The organism is Variovorax sp. GW821-FHT09D05, assembly GCF_059416325.1.
Genome location: NZ_JBWKOZ010000002.1, coordinates 288,149 through 314,281, shown reverse-complemented (window position 1 = coordinate 314,281; position 26,133 = coordinate 288,149). Strand labels below are relative to the sequence as shown.

Annotated in this window: 24 protein-coding genes; 6 read left to right on the top strand and 18 right to left on the bottom strand. The window is 66.6% G+C overall.

Features of this window, described 5'->3' with window-relative positions; genetic code table 11:
• Window positions 1-73: 73 nt before the first annotated feature.
• The 6 genes from AC07O3_RS06055 to AC07O3_RS06030 all read right to left on the bottom strand — a co-directional run bounded on the left by AC07O3_RS06055 (window position 74) and on the right by AC07O3_RS06030 (window position 7,123).
• Window positions 74-886 (bottom strand): ABC transporter ATP-binding protein, encoded by an 813-nt coding sequence (locus tag AC07O3_RS06055; protein ID WP_093059335.1) that lies wholly within the window; start codon window positions 884-886, stop codon window positions 74-76.
• 96 nt (window positions 887-982) lie between these two features.
• Complete coding sequence (locus AC07O3_RS06050) at window positions 983-2,314, bottom strand: ABC transporter substrate-binding protein (RefSeq protein ID WP_093059333.1); 1,332 nt, start codon at window positions 2,312-2,314, stop codon at window positions 983-985.
• A 58-nt stretch (window positions 2,315-2,372) separates the two neighbouring features.
• Window positions 2,373-3,437 (bottom strand): branched-chain amino acid ABC transporter permease, encoded by a 1,065-nt coding sequence (locus tag AC07O3_RS06045; protein WP_093059331.1) that lies wholly within the window; start codon window positions 3,435-3,437, stop codon window positions 2,373-2,375.
• Window positions 3,438-3,440: 3 nt separating this feature from the next.
• Entirely contained in the window at window positions 3,441-4,370 is a 930-nt protein-coding gene (locus tag AC07O3_RS06040) for a branched-chain amino acid ABC transporter permease (RefSeq protein ID WP_093059329.1), read from the bottom strand.
• A gap of 15 nt (window positions 4,371-4,385) precedes the next feature.
• Window positions 4,386-5,171 (bottom strand): ABC transporter ATP-binding protein, encoded by a 786-nt coding sequence (locus tag AC07O3_RS06035; RefSeq protein WP_093076121.1) that lies wholly within the window; start codon window positions 5,169-5,171, stop codon window positions 4,386-4,388.
• Window positions 5,168-7,123: an AMP-binding protein gene (locus AC07O3_RS06030; RefSeq protein WP_093076119.1), complete on the bottom strand. Its 1,956-nt coding sequence runs from the start codon at window positions 7,121-7,123 to the stop codon at window positions 5,168-5,170. The genes AC07O3_RS06035 and AC07O3_RS06030 overlap by 4 nt, the downstream gene beginning before the upstream one ends.
• A gap of 84 nt (window positions 7,124-7,207) precedes the next feature.
• Here AC07O3_RS06030 and AC07O3_RS06025 point away from each other — a divergent pair, with 84 nt between their 5' ends.
• Genes AC07O3_RS06025 through AC07O3_RS06010 form a run of 4 tightly spaced genes read left to right on the top strand, consistent with a single transcriptional unit; the run spans window position 7,208 to window position 9,551 of the window.
• On the top strand, window positions 7,208-7,978 hold the full coding sequence (locus AC07O3_RS06025; protein ID WP_093059323.1) for a Crp/Fnr family transcriptional regulator: 771 nt from the start codon (window positions 7,208-7,210) through the stop codon (window positions 7,976-7,978).
• Window positions 7,975-8,445, top strand: a complete 471-nt coding sequence (locus tag AC07O3_RS06020; protein WP_495338837.1) for a hypothetical protein — start codon at window positions 7,975-7,977, stop codon at window positions 8,443-8,445. The genes AC07O3_RS06025 and AC07O3_RS06020 overlap by 4 nt, the downstream gene beginning before the upstream one ends.
• 60 nt (window positions 8,446-8,505) lie before the next feature.
• Window positions 8,506-9,270 carry an SDR family NAD(P)-dependent oxidoreductase gene (locus AC07O3_RS06015; RefSeq protein ID WP_495338836.1) on the top strand — a complete coding sequence of 255 codons (765 nt, stop codon included), beginning with the start codon at window positions 8,506-8,508 and terminating at the stop codon, window positions 9,268-9,270.
• A 23-nt stretch (window positions 9,271-9,293) separates the two neighbouring features.
• Window positions 9,294-9,551 (top strand): hypothetical protein, encoded by a 258-nt coding sequence (locus tag AC07O3_RS06010; RefSeq protein WP_093059317.1) that lies wholly within the window; start codon window positions 9,294-9,296, stop codon window positions 9,549-9,551.
• 7 nt (window positions 9,552-9,558) lie between these two features.
• Here the strand turns inward: AC07O3_RS06010 and AC07O3_RS06005 are convergent, their stop codons facing one another.
• Window positions 9,559-10,575, bottom strand: a complete 1,017-nt coding sequence (locus tag AC07O3_RS06005; RefSeq protein ID WP_097200656.1) for an MBL fold metallo-hydrolase — start codon at window positions 10,573-10,575, stop codon at window positions 9,559-9,561.
• Window positions 10,576-10,635: 60 nt separating this feature from the next.
• Window positions 10,636-11,619: a Bug family tripartite tricarboxylate transporter substrate binding protein gene (locus AC07O3_RS06000; RefSeq protein ID WP_093174191.1), complete on the bottom strand. Its 984-nt coding sequence runs from the start codon at window positions 11,617-11,619 to the stop codon at window positions 10,636-10,638.
• Between the two features lie 264 nt (window positions 11,620-11,883).
• On the opposite strand from AC07O3_RS06000, the gene AC07O3_RS05995 reads away from it, so the two are divergent.
• The gene (locus AC07O3_RS05995) at window positions 11,884-12,261 is read left to right on the top strand and encodes a VOC family protein (protein ID WP_093174189.1); all 378 of its coding nucleotides are present in this window, start codon (window positions 11,884-11,886) and stop codon (window positions 12,259-12,261) included.
• Between the two features lie 16 nt (window positions 12,262-12,277).
• Here AC07O3_RS05995 and AC07O3_RS05990 read toward each other — a convergent pair whose 3' ends face one another.
• The 10 genes from AC07O3_RS05990 to paoA form a co-directional block, all read right to left on the bottom strand.
• Window positions 12,278-12,859: a superoxide dismutase gene (locus AC07O3_RS05990; RefSeq protein WP_495338835.1), complete on the bottom strand. Its 582-nt coding sequence runs from the start codon at window positions 12,857-12,859 to the stop codon at window positions 12,278-12,280.
• 36 nt (window positions 12,860-12,895) lie between these two features.
• A complete protein-coding gene (locus AC07O3_RS05985; RefSeq protein ID WP_495338834.1) occupies window positions 12,896-13,564 on the bottom strand; it encodes a helix-turn-helix transcriptional regulator in 669 nt (222 codons plus the stop codon).
• A gap of 36 nt (window positions 13,565-13,600) precedes the next feature.
• Complete coding sequence (locus AC07O3_RS05980) at window positions 13,601-15,040, bottom strand: efflux transporter outer membrane subunit (protein WP_495338833.1); 1,440 nt, start codon at window positions 15,038-15,040, stop codon at window positions 13,601-13,603.
• Window positions 15,037-18,117 carry a MexW/MexI family multidrug efflux RND transporter permease subunit gene (locus AC07O3_RS05975; RefSeq protein WP_495338832.1) on the bottom strand — a complete coding sequence of 1,027 codons (3,081 nt, stop codon included), beginning with the start codon at window positions 18,115-18,117 and terminating at the stop codon, window positions 15,037-15,039. Before AC07O3_RS05975 ends, AC07O3_RS05980 begins: the two co-directional genes overlap by 4 nt.
• Window positions 18,114-19,223: an efflux RND transporter periplasmic adaptor subunit gene (locus AC07O3_RS05970; RefSeq protein ID WP_093076104.1), complete on the bottom strand. Its 1,110-nt coding sequence runs from the start codon at window positions 19,221-19,223 to the stop codon at window positions 18,114-18,116. Before AC07O3_RS05970 ends, AC07O3_RS05975 begins: the two co-directional genes overlap by 4 nt.
• Window positions 19,224-19,436: 213 nt before the next feature.
• The gene (locus AC07O3_RS05965) at window positions 19,437-20,324 is read right to left on the bottom strand and encodes a LysR family transcriptional regulator (protein WP_495338831.1); all 888 of its coding nucleotides are present in this window, start codon (window positions 20,322-20,324) and stop codon (window positions 19,437-19,439) included.
• A 39-nt stretch (window positions 20,325-20,363) separates the two neighbouring features.
• On the bottom strand, window positions 20,364-21,074 hold the full coding sequence (locus AC07O3_RS05960; protein ID WP_495338830.1) for a cysteine hydrolase family protein: 711 nt from the start codon (window positions 21,072-21,074) through the stop codon (window positions 20,364-20,366).
• Between the two features lie 131 nt (window positions 21,075-21,205).
• Window positions 21,206-23,401, bottom strand: a complete 2,196-nt coding sequence (gene paoC / locus AC07O3_RS05955; protein ID WP_495338829.1) for an aldehyde oxidoreductase molybdenum-binding subunit PaoC — start codon at window positions 23,399-23,401, stop codon at window positions 21,206-21,208.
• A gap of 3 nt (window positions 23,402-23,404) precedes the next feature.
• Complete coding sequence (locus AC07O3_RS05950; RefSeq protein WP_495338828.1) at window positions 23,405-24,355, bottom strand: FAD binding domain-containing protein; 951 nt, start codon at window positions 24,353-24,355, stop codon at window positions 23,405-23,407.
• A complete protein-coding gene (gene paoA, locus AC07O3_RS05945; protein ID WP_093179826.1) occupies window positions 24,352-24,996 on the bottom strand; it encodes an aldehyde dehydrogenase iron-sulfur subunit PaoA in 645 nt (214 codons plus the stop codon). The genes AC07O3_RS05950 and paoA overlap by 4 nt, the downstream gene beginning before the upstream one ends.
• 137 nt (window positions 24,997-25,133) lie before the next feature.
• On the opposite strand from paoA, the gene AC07O3_RS05940 reads away from it, so the two are divergent.
• Window positions 25,134-26,105: a LysR family transcriptional regulator gene (locus tag AC07O3_RS05940; protein WP_093060015.1), complete on the top strand. Its 972-nt coding sequence runs from the start codon at window positions 25,134-25,136 to the stop codon at window positions 26,103-26,105.
• Window positions 26,106-26,133 lie beyond the last annotated feature (28 nt).

Genomic DNA, 26,133 nt, shown 5'->3' with positions numbered 1-26,133 from the left:
GACACCGGGTGCTCCCCTCCGAGAATGTCCCCTGTCGGCGTGATCGCACCCCGAGCAGCGACACATGAATACATCAAGCCAGCCACCTCTTGCGCCGCTTGTAGCTCTTCACATCGCGAAAGCTCTTGCGATCCGCACCGCCAACGCCAAGGTAGAACTCCTTCACGTCCTCGTTCTCGCGCAGGCTCTTGGCCTCGCCATCCATCACGATGCGCCCGTTCTCCAGGATGTAGCCGTAGTCGGCGTAGCGCAGCGCCATGTTGGTGTTCTGCTCGGCCAGCAGGAAGGTCACGCGCTCCTTGGTGTTCAGGTCTTTCACGATCTCGAACACCTCTTCCACGATCTGCGGCGCCAGGCCCATAGAAGGTTCGTCGAGCAGCACCATGCTCGGGTTGGCCATCAGCGCGCGGCCGATGGCGCACATCTGCTGCTCGCCGCCCGATGTGTAAGCCGCCTGCGAAGTACGCCGCGTCTTCAGGCGCGGGAAATATGCGTAGACCTTCTCCAGCGTCTGCTGCACCGCAGCCTTGCCATCGGTGCGCGTGTAGGCGCCGGTCATCAGGTTCTCTTCGATGGTCAGGTGGGCGAAGCAGTGGCGGCCCTCCATCACCTGGATCAGCCCGCGCTTCACCAGCTCCGCTGGCGAAAGCGCCTCGATGCGATCCCCGCGCAGCTCGATGGTGCCCTTTGTGACAGCGCCGCGCTCACCCGCGAGCAGGTTGCTCACTGCGCGCAGCGTGGTCGTCTTGCCCGCGCCGTTGCCGCCGAGCAGCGCCACGATGCCGCCGTCGGGCACCGTGAGCGACACGCCCTTGAGCACGAGGATCACGTGGTTGTAGATGACCTCGATGCCGTTGACATTGAGAAGGATGTTGGGTTCGCTCATGGTGTGGTCCGAAGCATTCGCAAGAACAGCGCGTGCAGCGCAGTGCTGTTCTTGCGAATGGCGGCTCTCGCGAGCCGCCACAGCACGCTCAGTGCATCAGGATTGGCAATCCGCTGCCTCGCGGCGCGTCAGCTTCTTCTCGCCCGCGTACTTGTCGGCAGCAGACTTCACCATCGGCTTGATGATCTGGTCGTCGGCCTGGTACCAGTCGGACATGTCGCCCCACTTCGCGCCGTCCCAGGTGTGCACGCGCGCCCAGGTCGAGCCCATGTGGTCCTGGCACGAAGTGCTCACCGGACGCATCACGCCCGAGAAGCCGAGTGCGTCGAGCTTCTTCTGGTCGAGTGCCAGGTTCTCCATGCCCCAGCGCACCTGCTCGCCGGTCATGACCTTGCCCTTGCCGAAGCGCTCCTGCGCGCGCTTCACGGCCTCGACGGTCAGCATCTGGATGATCACGCCGCGCGTGTAGAGCACCGAGCCCACTTCGTCCTTCGGGCCCGTGCCCTGGCCCTTGTCGTGCACCTGCTTCAGGATGTCCTGGATCACCTTGGGCTGCGTGCCCGAGGTGTTCAGCGCCAGCGCGTGGTAGCCCTTGGCATTGGCGCCCACGTCCTTCACGTCGGGCTCGGCACCGGCCCACCACACGCCGTACATCTTCTCGCGCGGGTAGCCCGTGGCCACGGCCTCCTTCAGTGCGGTGGAGTTCATCACGCCCCAGCCCCACAGCAGAACGAAGTCAGGGCGCTGCTGGCGCACCTGCAGCCAGGCCGACTTCTGCTCCACGCCGGGCGCGGTCACCGGGATCAGCGACAGCTCGAAGCCGTTCTGTTTGGCGCGCTCCTGCAGCAGCGGAATGGGCTCCTTGCCGAACGGCGAGTCGTGGTACACGAGGGCGATCTTCTTGCCCTTGAGCTTGTCCATGCCGCCTTCGGCCTTGCCGATGTGCTGGATCAGAATGTCGGCCGCGGTCCAGTAGGAGCCCATCAGCGGAAAGTTCCACTTGAAGACACCACCGTCCTGCGAGGCGGCCAGGCCGTAGCCCAGCGTGATCAGCGGGATCTTGTCGGTCGGCACCTTGTCGGTCAGCGCGAAGGTGATGCCGGTGGCCTGCGGGTCGAACAGCGCAACGCCCGGGCGGCCCTTCAGGCGCTCGTAGCATTCCACGCCCTTGTCGGTGGCGTAGCCGGTCTCGCATTCTTCGTACGTGATCTTCACGCCGTTGATGCCGCCGGTCGCATTCACCAGCTTGATGTAGTCCTGCTTGCCGTTGGCCCAGGGCGTGCCGTTGGGTGCATAGGGGCCCGTGCGGTACACCAGCAGCGGGAAGAACTGCTCCTTGGCCTGCGCATTGGCGAGCGATGGCGCGAGCAGGGCGCCGAGGGTGCTGGCCACCAGGGCGGCGGTCAGAGCGAGCGATTTCAGTTTCATGCCTGTCTCCTTTGTGGGCACCTCGGTGCCGGGTTTTTTACGAACGGGAACTCATCAATCAGTGAGGGAAGGGCCAGAGCCGCAGCTTCTCTTTGGCCGTGGACCACAGCCGCGCAAGACCATGCGGCTCGACGATCAGGAAGAACACGATCAGCGCGCCGAAGATCATGGTCTCCAGGTGCGAGGCCAGCGCGGTCGAAATCGAGAAGCCCAGCCACCCCGGCAGCTGGTTCAGAAACAGCGGCAGCAGCACGATGAACGCGGCGCCGAAGAAGCTGCCCATGATCGAGCCGAGCCCGCCGATGATCACCATGAACAGCAGCTGGAACGAGCGGTCGATGCTGAACGCCGCCGGCTCCCACGCACCCAGGTGCACGAAGCCCCACAGCGCGCCGGCCACGCCGACGATGAAGCTGCTCACCGCAAAGGCAGTGAGCTTGGCGTACACCGGGCGAATGCCGATCACCGCGGCTGCCACGTCCATGTCGCGCATTGCCATCCACTCGCGGCCGATGGCGCTGCGCACCAGGTTCTTTGCCAGCAGCGCGAACACCACCACGAAGAGCAGGCAGAACAGATACTTCTGCACCGGCGATTCGATCGGCACGCCGAACACGTTGAGCCCCGCCACGCTCACCGAGCCCGACGAAGAATTATTGGTGAACCACTGGATGCGCAGGAAGGCCCAGTCGGTAAAGAACTGCGCCGCCAGCGTGGCCACAGCAAGGTACAGCCCCTTTATGCGCAGGCTCGGAATGCCGAACAGCACACCGATCACCGTCGCGCACAGGCCGCCCAGCAGCAGCGATGCGATCAGCGGCATGCCGTCGATGCGCACCTGGAAGTTGTAGGCCGCATATGCGCCCACCGCCATGAAGGCGCCCGTGCCCAGCGAGATCTGGCCGCAATAGCCAACCAGGATGTTGAGGCCCAGCGCCGCGAGCGACAGGATCAGGAAGGGCGTGAGGATCGCGCGCATCCAGTAGTCGGACACGCCAAGCGGCACTACGACGAACGCCACGAGCAGCAGCACCAGCATCGCAATGCGATCCTGCGCAATCGGAAAGATCTGCTGGTCGGCCCTGTAGCTCGACTTGAACTGACCGTTTTCTCTGTAGAACATTGCTCAGACCCGATCGATGATTTTTTCGCCGAACAGGCCTTGAGGCCGAACGAGCAGGAAGACCAACGCCAACACATAGGCAAACCAGATCTCGATGCCGCCACCGAGCATGGGGCCGAGATAGATTTCAGACAGCTTCTCGCCCACGCCGATCAACAGGCCACCGATGATGGCGCCCGGAATCGATGTGAGCCCGCCGAGGATCACCACCGGCAGCGCCTTCAGCGCCACCAGCGAGAGCGAGAACTGCACGCCGAGCTTCGATCCCCAGATGATCCCGGCCACCAGCGCCGAGAAGCCGGCCACCGACCACACGATCACCCAGATGCGCTTGAGCGGAATGCCGATGGACTGCGCGGCCTGGTGGTCGTCGGCCACAGCGCGCAGCGCTCGGCCCGTAGCCGTCTTCTGGAAGAAGATGGCCAGCACCACCACGAGGCCGGCCGCCACCAGCGCGGCGATCAGGTCTTCCTGGCTCAGCAGCAGCCCGCCCTGGAAGGTGCCTTCGAGCACCATCAGCGGTTCCTTGGGCATGCCCACGTCGATCTTGTAGATGTCGTTGCCGAAGATCGTCTGGCCCACGCCGTCGAGAAAGTAGGCGATGCCCAGCGTGGCCATCAGCAGCGTGATGCCTTCCTGGTTCACCAGCTTGCTGAGCGCGAGCCGCTCGATCAGCCAGGCCACCACCACCATCACCGCCATCGCGGCGATGAATGCCAGGATGTTCGCGAGGATCTGGCTCTGGAAGCCGAACCACAGCGGGAACCACTCGGAGAAGCGCGCCATGGCCAGCGCAGCGAAGAGCACCATCGCGCCCTGCGCGAAGTTGAAGACGCCCGAGGCCTTGTAGATCAGCACGAAGCCGATGGCGATCAGCGAATAGAGCATGCCGACCATGAGGCCGCCGAAGAGGGTTTCAAGAAAAAAGCCCATCGTGTTCTTTCGTGATCAGTGCTCGACGCCGAGGTAGGCGCGGATCACGTCTTCGTTGTTGCGCACTTCATCCGGGGTGCCATCGCCGATCTTCTTGCCGTAGTCCAGCACCACCACGCGGTCGGAGATGTCCATCACCACGCCCATGTCGTGCTCGATCAGCACGATGGTCGCGCCGAACTCGTCGTTCACGTCGAGGATGAAGCGGCTCATGTCCTGCTTCTCTTCCACGTTCATGCCTGCCATCGGCTCGTCGAGCAGCAGCACCTGCGGCTCCATTGCGAGCGCGCGGCCCAGGTCGACGCGCTTCTGCAGGCCGTAGGGCAGGCGGCCCACCGGTGTCTTGCGGTGTGCCTGGATCTCGAGGAAGTCGATGATGTGCTCGACGAATTCGCGGTGCCGCAGCTCCTCGCGCTCGGCGGGGCCCCAGCGCAGGGCTTGTGCGAGCAGGCCGCTCTTCATCTTGAGGTTGCGCCCCGTCATGATGTTGTCGAGCACGCTCATGCCCTTGAACAGGGCCAGGTTCTGGAAGGTGCGCGCCACGCCCATCTCGGCCACCTGGCGCGAGTTCATGTGCTTGAAGGTCTGGCCGCGGAAGGTGATGGAGCCCTGCTGCGGCCAGTACACGCCATTGATGCAGTTCAGCATCGAGCTCTTGCCCGCGCCGTTCGGCCCGATGATGGCGCGCACTTCATGCTCGCGCACGTTGAAGCTGATGTCCGTGAGCGCCTTCACGCCGCCGAAGCTCAAGCTGATGTTCTGCACGTCGAGGATGACCTCGCCTGTCTTCCGGGTGCTCATGCCGCCGCCTTCACGATGGGAAACGTCTTCGCTTCGACGACCTTCAGCGTGGCGCTGACAACCCCCGTGCGTCCGTCCTCGAACTTGACCTGGGTCTCGATGTACTGCTCGGTCTTGCCGCCATAGAGCGCTGCCACCAGCACCGCGTATTTCTCGGCGATGAAGCCGCGGCGCACCTTGCGCGTGCGGGTCAGCTCGTCGTCGTCGGGGTCGAGCTCCTTGTGCAGCACCAGGAAGCGGGCGATCTGCGTCTCGCCCATGCCGTCTTCGCTCGCGAGGTCGGCGTTGACCTTGGCGATGCAATCGGCCACCAGCGCCAGCACGTCGGGCTTGCCGGCCAGGTCGACGTAGCCGCCGTAGGCGAGACCGCGGCGCTCGGCCCAGTTGCCGACGGCTTCGTAGTCGATGTTGATGGCCGCGCACACTTCGTCTCGCGCGTTGCCGAAGCACACGGCTTCCTTGATCTGCGGGAAGAACTTGAGCTTGTTCTCGATGTAGTTGGGCGCAAAGATCGCGCCGCTCACGAGACGGCCCACGTCCTTGGCGCGGTCGATGATGCGCAGGTGCCCTTCGCTGTCGAGCACGCCCGCATCGCCGGTGTGGAAGTAGCCGTTCGCATCCAGCACCTCGGCCGTGGCGTCGGGGCGCTTGTAGTACTCCTTGAGCACCGACACGCCGCGCACCAGCACCTCGCCGTCTTCCGCGATCTTCAGTTCGATGCCCGGCGCGGCCGTGCCCACGGTCTGCAGCTTGACCTTGCCGTCCTGCTGCAGGCACACATACGCGCAGGTCTCGGTCTGGCCGTAGAACTGCTTGAGGTTGACGCCGATGGAGCGGTAGAAGCGGAACAGGTCGGGCCCGATGGCCGCGCCGGCCGTGTAGGCCACGCGGATGCGGCTCATGCCCAGCACGTTGCGCAGCGGGCCGTAGATCAGCAGATTGCCAAGGCCGTACATCAGGCGGTCACCCGTGCCCACCGGCGCGCCGTTGAGGATGTCCGCGCCCACGCGCCGAGCCAGCGCCATGAACTTCGCGTACAGCCAGCGCTTGGGCGCGGCCGCGTCTTCCATGCGGATCGACACGGCGGTGAGCAGTCCTTCGAAGGTGCGCGGCGGGCCGAAGTAGTAGCTCGGGCCGATCTCGCGCATGTCGTTCATCACCGTCTCGGCCGACTCGGGGCAGTTGAGCGTGAAGCCGCCCACCAGCCACTGCGCGACGGAGAACAGATGGTCGCCCACCCACGCCATCGGCAGGTAGCTCATGATGTTGTCGCCGGGGCCGAGCTTGTCGGTCTGCACGCCGCCGCGGCCGGCTGCGATGAAGCTCGCATGCGTCTGGCATACGCCCTTGGGGCGGCCGGTGGTGCCCGAGGTGTAGAGGATCACGCCGACATCCGTAGCCTCTCCGCTGGCCACCGCGCGGTCGTAGTAGCCGACGTTGGCCTTGTCGAACTCGCGGCCCAGCGCGCGCAGTTGCTCGTAGCTCATCAGGCCCGGCTGGTCGTAGTGGCGCAGGCCCTTGGGGTCGTCGTAGATGATGTGGCGGATGCCGTGCTGCTGGTCTTTCTGGAGCTCGCGGCATTCGAGCAGCTTGTCGACCTGCTCCTGGTCTTCGACGATCACGAAGTCGATGGCCGCGTCCTGCAGCATGAAGACCATCTCGCTTGCCACCGCATCCTGATACAGCGGCACCGGCACGCCGCGCAGGCTTTGCGCCGCGACCACCGCCATGTACAGGTGCGGCCGGTTGGCGCCGACGATGGCCAGGTTGTCGAAGGGCTTGAAGCCGAGGCTCGCGAGACCGCAGGCCATTTCGCGCACTTCCTGCGCCACGGCGTTCCAGGTCCAGGTTTGCCAGATGCCGAGATCCTTCTCGCGCACGGCGGGCGCCTCGGGTTGGGCGTCGGCATGCGCGAGCAGCAGACGGGGGAAGGTGGGGGCGGTTGTTTGCACAGTGGGCGGATCGTAGGTCTCACTTTGACGCCCGGTTGTCGTTCCAACGACAATCCTAGGGACACTACTCCCCGGAGTTTCCCGATGCCTCACGGCAATCTCAACCACAACGTGCTCGGCGGTTCGATCAAGGATCGCGTGCGTCCCGCCAATGCCGCTGAGCTCGAAGGCATCCCCTGGCTGCCCACGCTCACGCCAGCCGAGCGCCGCCGCGCCGAAGCCGCGCTGGTGGTGGGCGAGGCCGAGCCCGGCGACCTGGTGTGCCGCGTCGGCCGCTCGCCGACCTACTGGTTCGGCGTGGTCGAGGGGCTGCTCAAGATGAGCAACGACAACGCCGACGGCGGCTCGGTCACCTACACCGGCGTGCCGCCCGGCGGCTGGTTCGGCGAAGGCACGGTGATGAAGCGCGAGCCCTACCGCTACAACATCCAGGCGCTGCGGCGCAGCCTGGTGGCGGGGCTGCCGATCGAAAGCTTCCACTGGCTGCTCGACCACTCCATCGGCTTCAACCGCTTCGTGATGAACCAGCTGAATGAACGGCTGGGCCAGTTCATCGCGGCGCTGGAGATCGACCGGCTCAACAACCCCGACGCGCGCGTGGCGCGCAACCTGGTGTCGCTGTTCAACCCGGTGCTGTACCCGGGCGTGGGCGAAGTCTTGCGCATCACGCAGCAGGAGCTGGCCTACCTGGTCGGCCTCTCGCGCCAGCGCGTGAACGAGGCACTGAACGGCCTTTCGGCGCAGGGCCTGATCCGCGTGGAGTACGGTGGGCTGCGCGTGCTCGACCTGCCGGGCCTGCGCGCGACGGCGATGTCGAACAGGAAGAACGCCTCGGCGGAAACGGAAAACACATGACCCTCAAAGACCAGCTCCAGGTGGTGCCCGCGAATGCGGAAGCCGCCTTCATCGCACCGCCCGAGGCGCCGAAGACGAAGGCCGAGGACGCCGGCCCGACGCTGCAGGAGGCCATCGAACGCAACGAGGCGTTGAACGAGAAGCTCGATGCGCTCAACGAAATACTGGCCAAGCCGCTCAGCGAAATTCTTGCCGACCGCGAGAAGTCCGAAGAGGCCGCGCTCGCGTGGGACCGCTTCGGCGCGATGTGGATGCTCTCGCAACGCGCGATGCGACGCGTGGCGCTCGACCTCGCAGCGCAGCTCGGTGTGAGCGAGGAAGAAGTCGTCGCGCGCGCCATGGCCAATGCCAATGCGGTGCTCAACGGCGCAGACGAGGTCGACCTCGACGGCACCATCGCGCCTGCGCAGCTGCAGCACATCGCCCGCCACCGCAACTTCCTGCGCAAGCAGTTCCGTACCGGCTGAGCACCAAGGCCTCTCGATACCGCTTAACCTCCCCGCCTTCGTTCAAGAAAGAGCTTCCTGATGACCGCTTCCCACCTCACCCTCATCACCGGCGCCTCGCGTGGCCTGGGCCGTGCCATGGCCGAACAGCTGCTGCAGGCCGGCCACACGGTGCTGGGCATCTCGCGCATGCAGGATCCGGCGCTTGCCGAAGTAGCCAAGGCCGCCGGCGCCGAACTCGTGCAATGGGAGCAGGACCTGTCCGACCCCGTGGCCGCATCGGCCCGCGTGTCGGCATGGCTCAAGACCATCGACGCGCAACGCTTCGACAGCGTCACGCTCATCAACAACGCCGGCACCGTCGGCAACCCCGCGCCGCTGTCGAGCGCGGTGGAGGCGGAGCTGTCGCTGGCCCTGCGCATCGGCCTCGAAGCGCCGATGCTGCTGACGGCGGCTTTCCTCGGCGCCACCCGCGAATGGCGCGGCGCGCGCAAGGTGCTGAACATCTCGTCGGGCCTGGGCCGCAACGCCATGGGCAGCCAGGCGCCTTACTGCGCGGCCAAGGCCGGCATGGACCACTTCTCGCGCGCCGTGGCGCTCGAGGAAGCGAATGCAACGAACGGTGCACGCATCGTCTCTCTCGCGCCCGGCGTGATCGACACCGACATGCAGGTGCAACTGCGCGGTGCGTCGGCCGAGAAGTTTCCGGACCGCACGCGCTTCGTGAGCATGAAAGAGGACGGCCGGCTCGACAGTCCCGCCACTGCGGCGGCCAAGGTACTCAAGTACCTGGCGCGCGAAGACTTCGGCAACAACCCCGTGGCCGACGTGCGCGACCCTGCCTGATCGAAACGAAGGACACGCACGCCATGGCTACCGCCAAGTCGATCGACACCATCGAGTACAAGCTCTTCCCGTCGCCGAGGAACGTGCACCGCATCGTCTTCGAGCACCAGGTCTTCGTGCCGTACCCGTACGCTCTGATCGTGATGGACGAGTTCTACTTCAAGGGCCGCTACAGCCTGTTCTCGGCCTGCAGGCTGAGCGACGGGAAGATGGGGCAGGTGGCGACGTTCGAGGATGCGTCGGACGTCGCCATCTTCAACACGAAGTTCGTGCCGGACTGAACTGCGACTACTGCATCGCGAACCTGTCGCGCTGCGCCTGCGCGCATTCGCCCATCACGTTCAATGCGCGCTCCACCGTGGGCGTGCCCATCACGAAGGGGTTCGCCGCGCCGGCCGGCTGCTGCCGCATCGCCGCCATCTTGGCCTGCGAGCTGTCGACGTTCGAGTGGTTCGACAGCATCACGTCGATGCCTTGTGCTTTCACCAGGGAGTCCATGCGCCGGGTGGACGCGATGTAGCTGTCCAGCCGAGGCACGTCCTTGCCGAAGTTGAAGCCTGTGCCGCCCCAGAGCATGGCGCGGTGCTTCCTGCCGTTCTCGCTCACGTCGAACACCGGCGAGAGCGTGCCCATGGTGTGGCCCGGCGTGAGGTACAGCGTGACGGTGGTGTCGCCCAGGGTGACGCGGTCGCCGTCCTTTGCCGAGATGTCGCCCGCGCCGCGCTTGGGCGGCGCGCCCCAGATGGGCGTGGCGAACTCCAGCTTCGTCTCGGTCATCGTCCAGTCGGCATCGCTCATCACCACGCGCGCGCGGTACTTCTGCGCGAGGTAGGGCGCGCCGCCGTAGTGGTCGCCGTGGCCGTGCGTGACGATCACGTACTTGATCTGCGCCGGGTCGAGGCCCAGCTTGCGCATGCCGCCTTCGATCAGCGCGGCGGCCTCCACCTGGTTGTTGAGCGCATCGATGAGGATGATGCCGTCGGAGGTCTTGATGGCCCAGGCGCTGACCCAGTCGGCGCCCACGAAATACAGGTTGTCGAAGGCCCTGGCGGGCGGTGGCGCCGGCTTGTTGATGAGCAGCGGGAGGCCCTTGTCGAGCTCCTCCTGCGGCGGACGCGTGGCTGGGGCGGGCTTGCATAGCGTGAGCAGCGGACCGAGGTCGGTGCCCGCGGCCTGCGTGGCTGCCGCGACGTGGGCGGCCACGGTTGCGTCGGAAGGTTTCTGCGCGGGCGTCTGTGCGCAGCCCTGGACGAGGGCGACAACCGCTGCCAGAGCGGCTGTCTTCAGGGGAAGGGAAGGAACCATCGGTGTCTCCATGCCGTCGTTGCGGCTTGTTCTGGAGACATCATTCTGCGGCGCGCAGGCTTATTCGATTGTCGCGCCCGAGGCTTGCACGATGCCCTTCCACTTCTCGTAGTCGGTCTTCAGCAGCGCGCCGAACTGCTCCGGCGTCATGCTCTGCGGCTCCGCGCCCTGCGCGATGATGGCCGCCTTCATTTCAGGCGTGGCCAGCAGCTTGTTGATATCGGCATTCAGCAGCGTCACCACGTCCTTCGGCGTACCGGCCGGCACGAAGATGCCATACCAGGTGCTCACGTCGAAGTCCTTGTAGCCGAGCTCGGCCACGGTGGGCGTGTCGGGCAGCGAGGTGCTGCGCCTGGCCGAGGTGACTGCCAGCGGGCGCAGCTTGCCCGCCTTGATCTGCGCCATGGCCGAGGGCACCGACGACACCATCAGGTCGACGTTGCCCGCGAGCACGTCCATCATGGCCGCGTTGGAGCCCTTGTAGGGCACGTGGCGCATCTTGATCTTGGCGGCGCTGTTGAAGATCTCGCCGGCCAGGTGGATGGTGGTGCCGTTGCCGGGCGAGCCGTAGGTGACGGTGTCTGGCGCGGCGCGCGCGGCCTTCACCACATCGTCGAGCGTCTTGAACTTGGAGTTGGCCTGCGTGACGATCACCACCGGCGTGTAGGCCACGTGGGCCACCGCGGTGAGGTCTTTCACCGGGTTGTAGCTCAGGTTCTTGTAGAGCCAGGGCGCGACGACCATGTTGTCCTTCTGGCCCATCACGATGTCGTAGCCCGTGGGCGCGGCGCGCGCGGCCTCGGCAATGCCGATGGTGCCGCCGGCACCCGCGCGGTTGTCGGGCACCACGGTCCAGTGATTCACCTCGGTGAGCTTCTGGGCCACCAGGCGCGCCAGGATGTCGGTGCCGCCGCCGGGCGGGAAGGGCACGACCATGCGGATGGGCTTGGCGGGGTAGGCCGCGGTCTGTGCATGAGCGGTGGCCGTGAAGGCCAGGGGGAATGCCAGCGCGAGGGCCAGCTTGCCGAGGTGTCTGCGGATCATGGGTTGTCTCTTTGTCGGGGTCGATTCGGGGTTGCAGTCGTTGCCGTCGTCACTGCACCGGGGGTGCAGTGTGCCGGAAGCCGGGTAAGAAGGATTTCTTCATTTGCGATGGGGCTCGTATCGACTTGCGGGGTGCCATTTTCCGATGCCTTGACAGGGCCCTGTCCGACGCAAATACTGCACCGTATGGTTGAGTATTTTTGGCAAGCCCGGCATGCGTCGATGGCACGCCGGGCCTCCCCGAAGGAAACCCAGGAGACTCGCATGCTCGGAAACATCAACGCAGTGGCCAATCTCGCGGTGAAAGACCTCGCGGTGGCCCGCCGCTTCTACGAAGACACGCTGGGCCTGTCGCAGGTCGATGCGGAGGGCGACGAAGTGATCGTCTACCGCAGCGGCAACACGCGAATCAACGTGTACCGCTCGCAGTTCGCCGGAACGAACCAGGCGACGGCCGTCACCTGGCAGGTGGGCGGAGACATCGAGCGCCTCGCCGCCGCCCTCAAGGCCAAGGGCGTGCGCTTCGAGCACTACGACATGCCCGACACGAAGCTCGTGGGCGACCTCCATGTCATGGGCGACATGAAGGTCGCGTGGTTCAAGGACCCGGACGGGAACATCCTGAACCTGATCAACGGCTGATCGATCAGCCGAAGTTTCAGCCGAAGTTCTTCGCCGCGAAGTCCCAGTTCACCAGCTTGGCCAGGAAGGTCTCGACGAACTTCGGGCGCAGGTTGCGGTAGTCGATGTAGTAGGCGTGTTCCCAGACGTCCACCGTCAGCAGCGCGGTGTCTGCAGTGGTCAGCGGCGTGCCGGCGGCGCCGGTGTTCACGATGTCCACGGAGCCGTCGGCCTTCTTCACCAGCCACGTCCAGCCCGAACCGAAGTTGCCCACGGCCGACTTCACGAAGGCTTCCTTGAACGCGTCGTAGCTGCCCCACTTGGCATCGATGGCCTTGGCCAGCGCGCCGGTGGGAGCGCCGCCGCCCTGCGGCTTCATGCAGTTCCAGAAGAAGGTGTGGTTCCAGATTTGCGCGGCGTTGTTGTAGATGCCGCCGCTGGACTTCTTGATGATCTCTTCAAGCGTGAGCGACTCGAACTCGGTGCCCTTTTGCAGGTTGTTGAGGTTCACCACGTAGGCGTTGTGGTGCTTGCCGTAGTGATATTCGAGGGTTTCCTGCGAGTACTCGGGTGCCAGCGCATCGAGGGCGTAGGGCAGGGGTGGGAGCTTGTGTTCCATCGTGGTTTCCTTGTGGTGGTTGCTGAAAAAACAGAGTCAGGCATTCGCCTTGGGTTCGACCCGGTAGGCGCACCTTCGCGCGCCCGCCAGCACGTGTTCGACGCGGCTGACGCTCACTTCGGGCCCCAGCACTTCGTCGAAGAGTTGCAGCTCACTGCGGCAGAAGCCCGTGCAGGCTTGCGCCGCGGTGCAGATGGGGCAGTGGTTCTCGATGAATAGAAAACCCTTGCCCTGTTCGTCGGGCCGGAACTCGGCCATGTAGCCCTCGCGGCTGCGGATTTCCGCCAGCCGCTCCAGCCGCGCCTTGAGGCTGCGCGCGCCGCGCATGGCCTCGGTGTAGTTGGTGCGCATGGTGGCTTCGCGCGCGCTGATGAGCTGGTCCATGCCCTTCTCGCCGAACACGCTGATGACGGCGCTGATCATCTGCACCGTCATCTCGGCATGCGTGTCGGGAAAGCGCTTGTGGCCCTCCCCGGTGAGCCGCCAGATCTGCGTGGGCCGGCCGCGGCCGCTGGAGCGGCTCTCGGCGTCGACCAGGCCTTCGGCTTCCAGCTTGGCCATCTGCTGGCGCACCGCCTCCACGGTGACATTCAGCACCTTGGCGATGTCGGGAATGCCGAGCGCGCCGCGGGTCTTGAGCGTCGAGAGGATGCGGTCTGCCGGCTGGTGCGGCATCCAGGTGGGCTTGGCATCGGGGGCGGACATGGCGGATTCGGTCGTAGGGAGGAAACAGCGCCATTGTCAGGTGGTTGGCACTCCCTTCGCAGCGGCGGGTGCTTGCCAGCCGCCGCCCAGCGCCTTGTAGAGCGCGACGAGGCTGGTGTACGAGGCGGTTTCAGCCTCGGCCACCGCGTCTTGCGCGCGCAGCAGGGTGCGCTGCGCATCGAGCACGCTCAGGTAGGGCGCGGCCCCTTCGCGGTAGCGCACCTCGGCCAGCTCGGCGGCGCGGCCGCTGCGGGCGGAGGCTTCCACCAGCCGCTGCAGGCGCAACTGGTTCTGACCGTAGCCGGTGAGGGCGCCTTCCACGTCCTCGATGGCGCGCAGCACGGTCTGCTCGTAGAGCGCGCGGTCGCCTTGGGCGCGGGCCACGGCGCCACGCACGCGGGCCTTCACCGAGCCCAGCCGCAGAGCCGGCCAGCTCACGCCCGGCGTCACGCTGAAGGCGCGGCTCGGCGAACTGCCCAGGTCGGAGCCCCGCAGCGCGACGAAGCCCAGGAAGCCGCCGATGTCGAAGCGCGGATACAGCTCGGCCGTGACCGCACCCACGTCGGCCGTGCTGGCCGCGAGCCCACGCTCGGCGCGCAGCACGTCGGGCCGGCGGCGCAGCAGGTCGGCCAGGTCGCCGATGGGCAGGCGCTTGTCGAGCACGCGCAGCTGGCGCGGCTGCAGCATCGGCTCCAGCTCGCCGGGGCGCAGGCCGGCCAGCACCGCGACGCGGTAGGCCGACTGTCGGCGTGTGGTTTCGAGCGCGGGCAGCTGGCTTTCGGTGGTCGCCAGGTTGGCCTGCGCGCTTGCCAGATCGCCTTCGAGGCCGCGGCCGGTCTGCACCTGCGCCTCGGTCACGCGCAGGCTCTGGCGCAGGCTGTCGAGCGTGCTGCGCGTCACGGCAATGCGCTGCTCGGCGCCGCGCATCTCGTAGTAGTTGCGCGCCAGCTCGGCCACGGCAACGATGCGCACCTGTTCGAGGTCGGCGGCGCTGGCCTCGGTGCGCGCGGTCGCTGCCTCGTCGAGCCGCTTCAGGCGGCCGAACAGGTCGATTTCCCACGAGGCGTCGAAGCCCGCGCGGCTGCTCTGCGACAGCGAACGCACGTCGGGCTGCGTGGCGTTGTTGCCCTGTGCAATGCTGCGCGTCTTGCTCGCACCGGCGGTCACGACCGGCAGCCGGTCGAGCTCCGCCTCGGTCTGCGTAGCGCGCGCTTCGAGCAGCCGGGCCTGCGCGATGCGGATGTCGTGGTTCTCGGCCAGTGCGCGGTCGATCAGTGCATCGAGCTGTGGATCGTCGAGCTGGCGCCACCAGTCGCGCTGCACCGCGTCGTCGGCGAACAGCGAGCGCTCGGGCGCAGTGATGGCAACGGGTGCGTCGGCCGGCGCCTTGTAGTCCGGGCCGACGGCGCAGCCGGCCAGCACCAGCATGCCCAATGCGAAGGGAGCGGCGTATGAAAAGAGTCGGTTCATGGTCATGCTCCTTCGGCCAGCGCATCGAGTTCGGCCACGCGCTGCGAGTGGCCCGCCGCGCGGTGGTCGCGCGCCAGCAGCGTGTACATCGTGGGCAGCACGAACAGCGTGAAAAGCGTGCCCACCAGCATGCCGACCACGATCACCAGGCCGATGCTGAAGCGGCTGTTGGCACCCGCGCCGCTGGCAAACAGCAGCGGCACAAGGCCCATCACCATCGCAGCCGTGGTCATAAGAATGGGGCGCAGCCGGATGCGTGCGGCCTCCTCGATCGACGCGCGCCGGTCGAAGCCCTTGTGCACCTGGATCTCGTTGGCAAACTCCACCATCAGAATGCCGTGCTTGCTGATGAGCCCGATGAGCGTCACCAGCCCGATCTGCGTGTAGATGTTGATGGTGCCGAAGCCCAGCGCCAGCGGCACCAGCGCGCCGCAGATCGACATCGGCACGCTGATCAGGATGATCAGCGGGTCGCGCAGGCTCTCGTACTGCGCGGCCAGCACCAGGTAGATCACCACGATGGCGAACACGAATGCCATCACCAGCGCCGAGCCCTCCTGCGTGAACTGCCGCGCGTCCGACTGCCAGTCGTAGCTGAAGCCGGCCGGCAGCTTCTTCGCCTCTTCGCTCAGGAAGGCCACCGCGTCGCCCATGGTCACGCCCGGCATCGGAATGGCCTGGAAGGTAGACGCGTTGAGCTGGTTGAACTGCGTGAGCTTGTTGGGCCCCACGCTGGTCGACAGCTGCACCAGGTTGGCCAGCGGCACGGGCTGGCCGCTGGCGCTCTTCACGAAGTAGCGCGACAGCGCCTCGGCCGTGAGCCGCTGCTCGCGCGGCGACTGCGGGATCACGTCATACGAGCGGCCGTCCATGCCGAAGCGGTTGACGTAGTTCTCGCCCACCAGCACCGCCAGCGTGTCGCCGATGGACTTCATCGTCACGCCCATGCTGTTGGCCTTGGCGCGATCCACGCGGATCTCGACCGTGGGGTTGTTGAATTCCAGGTCGCTGTCGACCACGGCGAACTTGCCGCTGTCGCGCGCCGACTTCTTCAGCGCTTCCATCGCCTCGAACACGGTGCGATGGTCGCCCGCGCTGCGAATGACCATCTGCACCGGCAGCCCGCCGGTAGAGCCCGGCAGCGAGGGCAGCTGGAACGCGAAGACGCTGCTGCCTTCCACGTCATTCATGCGGCCCTGCGTGTCGCCCTGGATCTGGTCGGCGTTGCGCTTGCGGTCTTTCCAGTCGGACAGCTGCACGCCGCCGATGCTGTTCGACACGCCGTCCGAGCCGTTGATGAGCCAGCGGCCGGTGTTCTCGGGCAGCGTGGCGAACACCTCGTCCCACTTCTTGCCGAACTTCTCGACGTAGTCGATGTTCGCGTGCTGCGGCGACTTGATGGCCGTGAGCACCATGGCCTGGTCTTCACCCGGGGCCAGCTCGCGCTGCGCCGCGTTGTAGAGGAAGGGCAGGCTCACCAGCACCAGCGCCGCGAACGCGCCGGTCACCCAGCGGTGGTGCAGCGACACGTCGAGCAGCCGGCCATAGCCCGTGGCGAGCCGGTGGAAGAAGGCCTCGGCAGCGCGCGCCATGCGGCTGCCTGCGGTGTCCTGCGGCAGCAGGAACGAGCTCATCACCGGCGACAACGTGAGCGCGATCACGCCCGACACCACCACCGCACCCGCCAGCGTGAAGGCGAACTCCTTGAAGAGCGAACCGGTGAGCCCGCCCATGAGCCCGATGGGCGCGTACACCGCGGCGAGCGTGAGCGTCATCGCGATCACCGGGCCGGCCACTTCGCGCGCGCCGATCAATGCGGCCTGCACGCGCGACTTGCCTTCTTCTATGTGGCGGTGCACGTTCTCCACCACCACGATGGCGTCGTCCACCACCAGCCCGATGGCCAGCACCATCGCCAGCAGCGTCAGCAGGTTGATGCTGAAGCCGAACAGCAGCATCAGCGCGGCGGCGCCCAGCATCGACAGCGGAATCGTCACCACCGGAATGAGCACCGCGCGGATCGAGCCCAGGCACAGGAAGATCACGATCACCACGATGGCGATGGCTTCGAGCAGCGTGTGCCGTACCTCGTCGATGGAAGCCTCGATGAAGCGCGCCAGCTCGAAGGGCAACTGCACTTCAACGCCCGGCGGCAGGTTCTGCTTGATGCCGGGCAGCAGCTCGCGGATGCGCTTCACGATCACCAGCGGGTTGCCGTTGGGCGCCGCCTGCAGGCCGAGGTAGATGGCGGGCACGCCGTCCATCGTCGCGCTGCTGTCGGCGCTCGCAGCGCCCAGCTCCACCGTGGCCACGTCGCCCAGGCGCACGATGGTGTCGCCGTCTCGCTTGATCACCATGTCGCGGAACTCGGCCACGTTCACCAGGTCGGTGTTCACGCGGATGTTCGACACCACGTACAGGCCCTTCACCTGGCCGGGTGCGGCCTGCACGTTGTTCTGGCGCAGCGCGTCGGCCAGTTCGCCGGCCGAGATGCCGCGCGCGGCCATGCGGTTAGGGTCGAGCCACACGCGCATGGCGAGCGTCTGCCCGCCCGACACCTCGACGCCCGATACACCGGTGATGGACGCGAACTGCGGCTGCACCACGCGCGAGAGGTAGTCGGTGAGCGCCGGCATCGGCATCGTCTTGCTGGAGAAGCCGACGTAGGCCACGGCCGTTGCCTCGCCCGACGATTTGAGGATGACCGGGTCGAAGGCCTCGGCCGGCAACCGGTACTTCACCTGGCTGACCTGAGCCATGGCTTGCGTGAGCGCCTGGTTGGCATCGGCGTTGAGCTTCATGCGCACGCTGATCACGCTGCGGCCCAGCGTGGAAGACGACGAGAGGTAGTCGACGTTCTCGATGGTCGCCACCGCCTGCGCGATCGGCTGCGTGACGAAGCCCTGCATCAGCTCCGGCGAGGCGCCGGGGTACTGCGTGGTGATGGTGAGCGTGGTGCTCTCGGTCAGCGGGTACTGCCGCACCGGCAGGTCGCCCAGCGCACGCGCGCCGAGCAGCAGGATGAGCGTGCTCACCACCAGCGCCAGCACGGGCCGGCGCACGAAGAGGTCGGTGAACTTCATGACTTCGATTCCTGCGCGACGGCCAGCGTGTCTTTTGCAGTCGGCATCACGGCGGCGCCGGTGTACAGGCGCAGCTGGCCGGAGGTGACGACTTTGTCGCCGGGCATCAGGCCCTTCTCGATGACGACCAGGCCGTCCTGCCGCTCGCCGGCTTTCACGAACACCTGCTGCGCGGTGAAGCCGTCACCCTTCTCGGCGGGCCGCACCACGAAGACCGAGTCGCCGTGCGTGCTATAGGTGATGGCCGTCTCGGGCACGGTAATGGCGTCGGCACGCGCCGGCAGCGCGACCTTGCCGTTGACGAACATGCCCGGCGTGAGGGCGCCGTCGGCGTTGTCGATGGTGGCCTGCAGGCGCACCGTGCGCGTGTCGCTGCCGATCTGCGGCTCGATGGTGCTGAGCCGTCCCTGGAACACGCGCCCCGGATAGGCATCGACCGAGAGCGCCACCTGCTGGTTGCGCTTGAGCACGGGCAGCGCGGTTTCGGGCAGCGTCAGGTTGGCGAACAGCGTGCGGCTGTCGGTGAGCGACACCAGCGCATCGCCGGCCCGCACGAACTGGCCGAGGTTGACGCGGCGGATGCCGAGCACGCCATCGAACGGCGCCTTGATGCGCTTCTGCTCCAACAGCGCCTGCACGCGCCGCAGGTCGCCGCTGGCCTGGTCGAAGGCGGCCTGCGCCTGTTCGAGCTGTTCCTGCGTGGCCGCCTGCTGCGGCACCAGGCGGCGCGTGCGGTCGAGCAGTGCCTTGGCATTGGCGCGCTGGGCCGTCAGGCGCTCCAGGTCGCCCTGCTCGGGTGCGTCGTTGAGCTGCACCAGCAGCTGCCCCGCGCGCACTTCGCCGCCGGGCGTGAAGAGAATCTTCGCGACGCGGCCTTCCACTTCCGCCGGCACTTCGACCTGCCGGTTGGCCTCCAGCGTGCCGATGCCGCTGAGGAAGCGTGCCACCTCAGTCTTCTGCGCGGAGGCCACCGCCACCTTGGCCGGCGGCCTGCCGCCACCCTCCGCATGCGCCGGCGTGAGCTTCGTGACGAGCCCGTAGCCGGCTCCCCCAATTACCAATGTCGCGAGGCCGGCGCCTAGCCAGGCCCTTGATTGCTTGTTCATTACGACGTCCATTATTAATCAAAGAAAGTACTTTGATTATTAAAAGATGCCGATGGCCTGTCGATGAAGGCGTGGCAATGGCCGTCATAGGCCGGGGCTATTTGTGCAAGGCTGTGCATGTCGAGTTCTCCAGGGTTACGCGGGGATTCCCGCTGACCTCAAGAAGACGCGCCACCCACCCGGGTTGTGACAACCCGGTGCCTTGCTATCTGTCTATCTGTAGTGAGTCGCCATGAAATCGATGAAGGCGCGCACCGCGGGCTGCACGTGCCGCGTGCGCGGATAGAGCGCCGCGTAAGTGCGCTGACCGAGCGTGACCTCCGGCAGAACGCGCACCAGCGCACCTGCCTGAAGATCGGCGCGCGCCGTGTGCCATGTCAGCGCCGCAATGCCCAGCCCGCATTTCGCGGCCGAATACAGCGCGGTGATCGTGTCGCAAGCGAAGCGCGCATCCGGCTTGAGCGTTTGCTGTTGGCCGTCGCGCAGGTGGAGGGTCCAGTGCGCAGGGCTTTCCGGCCCGTTGTGCTGCAGGCACTGGTGCTGCGACAGGTCTTCCGGCGTGCGGGGCAGGCCGTGCTCGGCCAGATAGCGTGGCGCGGCGACCAGCACCATGTCGGAGACCGCCAGCGTCCGCGCCATCATCGAGGCATCTTCCAGCTCGGCGCTGATGCGCAGCGCGACGTCGATGCCTTCGGCGACCAGCTTGGTGAAGCGGTCGGTGCAAACGACTTCCAGTCGGATGCCTGCATGCCGCGCCTGAAAGGCCGGCAGCCAGTCGGGCAGCTCCAGCGTCGCGATCGAGAGCGGCATGCTTACCTTCAGTGTTCCCGAGGGCGCCTTGCTATCCGCCGCCGCATCGGCATGGGCCGCATCCAGTCGCGAGAGGATGTCCGTGCAGGCGGCGAGATAGCGATGCCCCGCTTCGGTCAGCGTGATACCGCGCGTGTCGCGCCGCACCAGTTGTGCGCCGAGCGACGCCTCCAGTGCCTGCAACTGGCGCGACAGGCTGGAGTGCGTGGTGCCCAGCGACTGCGCCGCCGACGAAAGGCTCTTCGCCTGCGCAATGCGTTGAAAGGCGCGCATCGCCTTCACCTGATCCATGCGCCGCCCTCCTGCGGGTTCCTTAGATTCTTCGCATTTTCAGGCAACCGGCAATGCCAGGATCTGCGCGGTGGTCAGCACCTCGCCGAAGGTGTCCTCGATCTCGGCCAGCGCTGCGCGATGCAGGCTGTCGTGCGAAACGGTGTCGCCGTTCTCGCGGCGGATCGACCGGGTGGCAGTGGCATCGGAGGACACCACCACATCGAAACCTAGGGGCGCGGCATCGCGCGCCGCACCGGCCACGCATGCGTGGGTCATGAGCCCGGTGATGACGAGGGTCTGGACACCGGCCGAGCGCAGGCGCTGTGCGATGTCGGTGCTTGCGAACACGCTGACGGTGGTCTTCTGCACGACCGTATCGCGCGCCCTCGGCTGCATGTCTGCGTGGAACTTCACGGTGTCGCCGCCCTGGGCGAATGTCGCGGAGCCTGCTGGCGCCACGTGCTGTATCTGGAACACGGGGAAAGCGTGCCGGTCCGCCCATGCCAGCAGGCGCTTCGTGCGGGCGACGGCATCCGATGCGTCGGCAATGGGCATGCGGCCGGTGAAGTATTCGTTCTGGAAGTCGATCACCAGCAAGGCAGTGGCCTTGCCGTTCAATTGCTGCAGAGGTTTCGCGCCCGACATGGCGCGAAGGGTCGGCGTCGGTGCGGGGGAAGACATGGGTGCGGCAGCGGAAGTGCCGACGATGCCGGCCGCGCAGGGCACGGCCAATACGCTCATGAGTCCGCGGCGAGAGAGTCCTGACATGGTTGCTGTTCCTGGAAGAGATTCATCAAAAGTGATGAGGAAGTCTAGGAACGGCAGCGGACAGCGACTAGGCCGGCACAGCGACAAGTGTTGTGCGGCTTGCGCACACCGCCGCCGGACGCGGATGCAATTCAAGCCGCGTCGGGCATCCGGCTGATGAGCTTGTCCAGCGTGATCGGATAGTCGCGCACCCGTATGCCCGTCGCGTTGTGGATCGCATTCGCCACCGCCGCACCCACGCCGCAGATGCCGAGTTCACCGACGCCCTTGGCCTTCATCGGCGAAGAGATCGGATCGGTCTCGTCCAGGAAGATCACTTCCTGGTGCGGTATGTCGGCATGCACCGGCACCTCGTAGCCGGCCAGGTCGTGGTTGACGAAGAAGCCCAGGCGCTCGTCCACGGCGAGCTCTTCCATGAGCGCGGCTCCGACCCCCATGGTCATCGCGCCGATGACCTGGCTGCGCGCCGACTTGGGGTTGAGGATGCGGCCCGCGGCGCAGACGGCGAGCATGCGTCGTACCCGTATCTCGGCAGTGAATGCGTCGACCCCGACTTCCACGAAGTGCGCGCCGAAGGTGGACTGCTGGTACTGCTTGTCGAGGTTGCCGAACTCCAGCACGTCTTCCGCGACGATGCTCTCGCCGGCCGCGATACCAGCGAGCGGCACGCTGCGGCCACCGGCGCGCACCATGCCGTCCGCGAAGACTGCGCCGGCGGAGTCAAGGCCCGCCCGCTGCGCGACGGCCTCCCGCAGCTTGGTGCAAGCCGCGTAGACACCAGCCGTCGAGCAGTTGGCGCCCCATTGCCCGCCCGAGCCGGACGACGCGGGAAAGTGCGAATCGCCGAGCCGCACGACCACGCGTTCGAGCGGCACGCCCATCATCTCGGCGGCCGTCTGCGCAATGATCGTGTAGCTGCCGGTGCCGATGTCCGTCATGTCGGTCTCGACGGTCACAACGCCGCGCGCATCCAATGCCACGCGCGCAGCCGACTTCATCACCTGGTTGTTGCGGAACGCCGCCGCCACGCCCATGCCGACGAGCCATCGGCCGTCGCGCACGAGGCCGGGCCGCGCGCTGCGCTTGTTCCATCCGAAGCGCTCGGCACCCGTGCGCAAACACTCGATGAGGCGGCGCTGCGAGAACGGACGGCTCGGGTTGGCCGGGTCTACCTGCGTGTCGTTGAGCACGCGGAATTCGATGGGGTCGATGCCCAGCTGCTGCGAGATTTCGTCGACGGCAATCTCCAGCGCCATCAGCCCCGGCGCCTCGCCCGGTGCGCGCATCGCGTTGCCTTCGGGCAGGTCGAGCAGAGCCAGCCGGGTGCCGGTAAGCCGGTGTTCGCCCGCGTAGAGCAGGCGCGTCTGCTGCACCGCGTTCTCGGGCTTGCCGTCCACCAGGTTGCCGGACCAGCTTTCATGGCCGATGGCGGTGATCTTTCCCTGCGCGGTGGCGCCGATGCGGATGCGCTGGATCGTCGCGGGCCGGTGCGTGGTGTTGTTGGCGATCAGCGGGCGCTGCAGCGCGACCTTGACCGGCCGGCGCGCAATGCGCGCGCCCAGCGCCGCCAGCAGCGTGTCCGCCCGCAGGAACAGCTTGCCGCCGAAGCCGCCGCCGATGTAGGGCGACATGAGGTGGACCTTGTCCTTGGGCATGTCCAGCGTCTTCGCGAGTTCGCCAGTGGTCCAGTCGATCATCTGGTTCGAGGTCCACACGGTGAGCCTGTCTCCATCCCACGCGGCGATGGTGGCTTGCGGCTCCATCATCGCGTGCGAGTGGTCGGGCGTGGTGTAGGTCTGGTCCAGCCGCACCTCGGCCTTGGTGAATGCGCTGGCGAAGTCGCCGACGGTGTTGTCGCGGTTGATCGTTTTCTTGTCCGTAGCAGCCTTCGCATCCGCGAGGCCGAAGCTGCCTTCGGCGCGTGCGTACTTCACCTGCACGAGCTGCGCCGCGGCGCGCGCCTGCTCGAAGGTCTGCGCCACGACGAGCGCAACGGCCTGGTGGTAGTGGTCGATGACGGGGCCACCGAGCAGCCGGGCCGTATTGAAATTGCCCTTGCCCAGCTTGCCTGCGTTCTCGTGGGTGACGATGGCGATCACGCCCGGCGCGGCCTTCGCGCGGCTCAGGTCGATCGAAACGATCCGGCCCTTGGCAATGGCCGATCCGACGATGTAGCCGTAGGCCTGATTGGCCACAACGTCGTGCCGCTCGTATGCGTAGGGCGCAGTGCCCGTGGTCTTGAGCGGACCGTCGATGCGGTCCACCGGCTGGCCGATCACCTTCAGCTGGTCGATGGGGTTGGTGGTGGCGGGGGTGTCGAACTTCATCGCTCAGCTCCTGGCTTGCGTCAGCACCGCATCGAGCGTGCGCTCGACCAGCGACACCTTGAAGGCGTTCTGTGAAGTGGGCTTGGCGCCGGCAAGCAATGCCGCGGTCACGGCCCTGGCGCCGCGAGGCATCTCGGCCTCCGCCGCCTCGACGCGCCACGGTTTATGTGCGACGCCGCCCACCGCAATGCGGGCACTGCCGTCGCGCTGCACGATCGCGCCTACCGAAACCAGTGCAAAGGCATAGGAGGCCCGGTCGCGCACCTTCTGATAGATGTGCCTGCCGCCCGCCGGAGCGGGGAGCTTGACCGATGTGACCAGCTCGCCGGGCGTCAGCACGGTTTCGACATGCGGCGTGGCGCCGGGCAGCTTGTGGAAGTCGGCGATGGGGATGGTGCGCCGCGAGCCGTCGGCGCGGATGGTCTCCACCGTTGCATCGAGCGCGCGCATTGCGACGGCCATGTCGCTGGGATGTGTCGCGATGCATGCATCGCTCGTGCCCACGATCGCATGCTGCCGGGTGTATCCGCCGATGGCCGAGCAGCCGCTGCCGGGCCGGCGCTTGTTGCAGGCCTGGTTGGTGTCGTAGAAGTAAGGGCAGCGCGTTCGCTGCAGCAGGTTGCCCGCGGTCGTTGCCTTGTTGCGCAGCTGGCCCGATGCGCCGGCGAGCAGGGCGCGCGACAGCAAACCGTGGTCGCGCCGCACGCGGCTGTCGGCGGCAAGATCGGTGTTGCGCACCAGCGCGCCGATGCGCAGGCCGCCGTCGGGCGTGCTTTCGATCTTGTCGAAGCCCAGGCCGTTGACGTCGATCAGGTGAGCGGGCGTCTCTATCTCCAGCTTCATGAGGTCGAGCAGGTTGGTGCCGCCCGCGATGAAGCGCGCACCCGGCACCCTTGCCGCCTTCATGACGGCCTCCGTCGGCGACGACACGCGCTCGTAGGTGAAGGACTTCATGCCGTTCTCCCCGCGGCCACTTCGGTGATCGCATCGACGATGTTGCTGTAGGCCCCGCATCGACAGATGTTGCCGCTCATGCGCTCGCGCAGTTCCACCACCGTGACCTGGGGCCTGGCCGTCAGGTCGGCACTCACGTGGCTGGGGATGCCTTCGCGAATCTCGTTCAGCACGGAGACGGCAGAGCAGATCTGCCCCGGCGTGCAGTAGCCGCACTGGTAGCCGTCGTGCTTCACGAAGGCGGCCTGCATCGGGTGCAGCGCACCCGGCTTGCCCAGGCCTTCGATGGTGGTGACCTTGGCGCCTTCGTGCATCACCGCCAGCGTCAGGCACGAGTTGATGCGGCGGCCCTCCACCATCACGGTGCAGGCGCCGCATTGGCCGTGGTCGCAACCTTTCTTGGTGCCGGTCAGGTGCAGGTGCTCGCGCAGCGCATCGAGCAGGGTGGTGCGGTTGTCCAGTGTCAGGACGTGTGTCTTGCCATTCACTTCAATGGTCGTCTTCGACAGGCCGGAGAGCTTTGGCGCGGGTCTCGTCGCCGCGTTGGCCGCTGGAGCCTCCGCGACCACTGCCGCCGAAGCGGCCCCGGCAATCAGCAGATCGCGCCTGGAGATGGTGGTGGGTTCGTCGGGGGTATTCATGCCGTGCCGCGTGCCTTTCATCTCGAACAACTGCAATCCGCCAATGTAGGCCGGTACCCCCGGGCCGAACTAGGCGGAACGGCCTTGATGCACTGACAAGTTGCTCTTGATAATCGACGGCCACACTGGAGGCCTTTATGCCTATCAATGAACTGCGTTCCATCGCCACATTCGCCAGGACGGCCGAACTCGGCAGCCTGCGACAGGCCGCCGCGGCGCAAGGGATGACGCCGCAGGCCGCCAGCCAAGCCCTGGCCCAGCTGGAGCAGCACCTCGGCGTGCGGCTGTTCCATCGCACCACGCGCAGCATGGCGCTCACCGACGAGGGGCGGCAGTTTCTTGAAGCCGCGCAGCCCGCGCTGCTCGGCCTGCAGCGCGCCCTGCACATGGCGCGCCGCGCGACCGACGAGATTGCCGGGCCGCTGCGCATCGTGGGGCCGCGATCAACCTTTGCGCCCGTGTTCTGGCCCCTGCTCGATGAGTTCTGCAGGCTTTACCCTGAAGTGCAGCCCGACGTGCAACTGGACGACCGCATCGGCAACTGGGTGGAAGACCGGGTCGACGTGGGTTTTCGCGTCGGCCCGTCGCCGGCCGAGGGCGTCATTGCGCGAAGGCTGTTCGGCCTCCAGCTCATCGTCTGCGCGGCCCCGTCGTACCTTGACCGCCATGGCGCGCCCGACAGCCTGAACGCGCTGGCTGCGCATCGCTGCAGCGGCTTCCGTCTCCCGAGCACGGGCAAGGTCATGCCCTGGTACGTGAAGGTCGGGGAGGATGTCGTCGAGCATCACATCGTTCCGGCACTGTGCGTCAACGACGAAGCGCTGGAAACCGAAGCGGTGCTGGCCGGGCATGTCATCGGTTCGATGACCAGCGTGAGCGCCAGCGCGCACATCCGGGCCGGGCGGCTGATACCGCTGCTGAGCGAGCACGCTGCCGACCGTTCGGCCGTGTTCGTCTACTACGGGAGCCGCGCGGCCCAGCCCGCGCGCGCCAAGGCATTCATCGACCTGGCCATCGAGCGGCTGACCAACAACCCCGCCTACCTGCTGACGGCGGAAGAACTGCGCTCTGCGGAATCCGCAGGGCGGCTTGCGCATGCACGTCGTTAGGGTGAGTCGACATTCAATCCGATGCGCT

Coding starts and splice junctions, on each gene's coding strand:
- AC07O3_RS06025 (WP_093059323.1), top strand. CDS start 7,208: ATGCCTCACGGCAATCTCAACCACAACGTGCTCGGCGGTTCGATCAAG.
- AC07O3_RS05940 (WP_093060015.1), top strand. CDS start 25,134: ATGCCTATCAATGAACTGCGTTCCATCGCCACATTCGCCAGGACGGCC.
- AC07O3_RS06005 (WP_097200656.1), bottom strand. CDS start 10,575: ATGGTTCCTTCCCTTCCCCTGAAGACAGCCGCTCTGGCAGCGGTTGTC.
- AC07O3_RS06000 (WP_093174191.1), bottom strand. CDS start 11,619: ATGATCCGCAGACACCTCGGCAAGCTGGCCCTCGCGCTGGCATTCCCC.
- AC07O3_RS05985 (WP_495338834.1), bottom strand. CDS start 13,564: ATGTCCGCCCCCGATGCCAAGCCCACCTGGATGCCGCACCAGCCGGCA.
- AC07O3_RS06045 (WP_093059331.1), bottom strand. CDS start 3,437: ATGTTCTACAGAGAAAACGGTCAGTTCAAGTCGAGCTACAGGGCCGAC.
- AC07O3_RS05960 (WP_495338830.1), bottom strand. CDS start 21,074: ATGTCAGGACTCTCTCGCCGCGGACTCATGAGCGTATTGGCCGTGCCC.
- AC07O3_RS06055 (WP_093059335.1), bottom strand. CDS start 886: ATGAGCGAACCCAACATCCTTCTCAATGTCAACGGCATCGAGGTCATC.
- AC07O3_RS06010 (WP_093059317.1), top strand. CDS start 9,294: ATGGCTACCGCCAAGTCGATCGACACCATCGAGTACAAGCTCTTCCCG.
- AC07O3_RS06035 (WP_093076121.1), bottom strand. CDS start 5,171: ATGAGCACCCGGAAGACAGGCGAGGTCATCCTCGACGTGCAGAACATC.
- AC07O3_RS06050 (WP_093059333.1), bottom strand. CDS start 2,314: ATGAAACTGAAATCGCTCGCTCTGACCGCCGCCCTGGTGGCCAGCACC.
- AC07O3_RS05965 (WP_495338831.1), bottom strand. CDS start 20,324: ATGGATCAGGTGAAGGCGATGCGCGCCTTTCAACGCATTGCGCAGGCG.
- AC07O3_RS05995 (WP_093174189.1), top strand. CDS start 11,884: ATGCTCGGAAACATCAACGCAGTGGCCAATCTCGCGGTGAAAGACCTC.
- AC07O3_RS06020 (WP_495338837.1), top strand. CDS start 7,975: ATGACCCTCAAAGACCAGCTCCAGGTGGTGCCCGCGAATGCGGAAGCC.
- paoA (WP_093179826.1), bottom strand. CDS start 24,996: ATGAATACCCCCGACGAACCCACCACCATCTCCAGGCGCGATCTGCTG.
- AC07O3_RS05975 (WP_495338832.1), bottom strand. CDS start 18,117: ATGAAGTTCACCGACCTCTTCGTGCGCCGGCCCGTGCTGGCGCTGGTG.
- paoC (WP_495338829.1), bottom strand. CDS start 23,401: ATGAAGTTCGACACCCCCGCCACCACCAACCCCATCGACCAGCTGAAG.
- AC07O3_RS06040 (WP_093059329.1), bottom strand. CDS start 4,370: ATGGGCTTTTTTCTTGAAACCCTCTTCGGCGGCCTCATGGTCGGCATG.
- AC07O3_RS05990 (WP_495338835.1), bottom strand. CDS start 12,859: ATGGAACACAAGCTCCCACCCCTGCCCTACGCCCTCGATGCGCTGGCA.
- AC07O3_RS05950 (WP_495338828.1), bottom strand. CDS start 24,355: ATGAAGTCCTTCACCTACGAGCGCGTGTCGTCGCCGACGGAGGCCGTC.
- AC07O3_RS05970 (WP_093076104.1), bottom strand. CDS start 19,223: ATGAACAAGCAATCAAGGGCCTGGCTAGGCGCCGGCCTCGCGACATTG.
- AC07O3_RS05980 (WP_495338833.1), bottom strand. CDS start 15,040: ATGACCATGAACCGACTCTTTTCATACGCCGCTCCCTTCGCATTGGGC.
- AC07O3_RS06015 (WP_495338836.1), top strand. CDS start 8,506: ATGACCGCTTCCCACCTCACCCTCATCACCGGCGCCTCGCGTGGCCTG.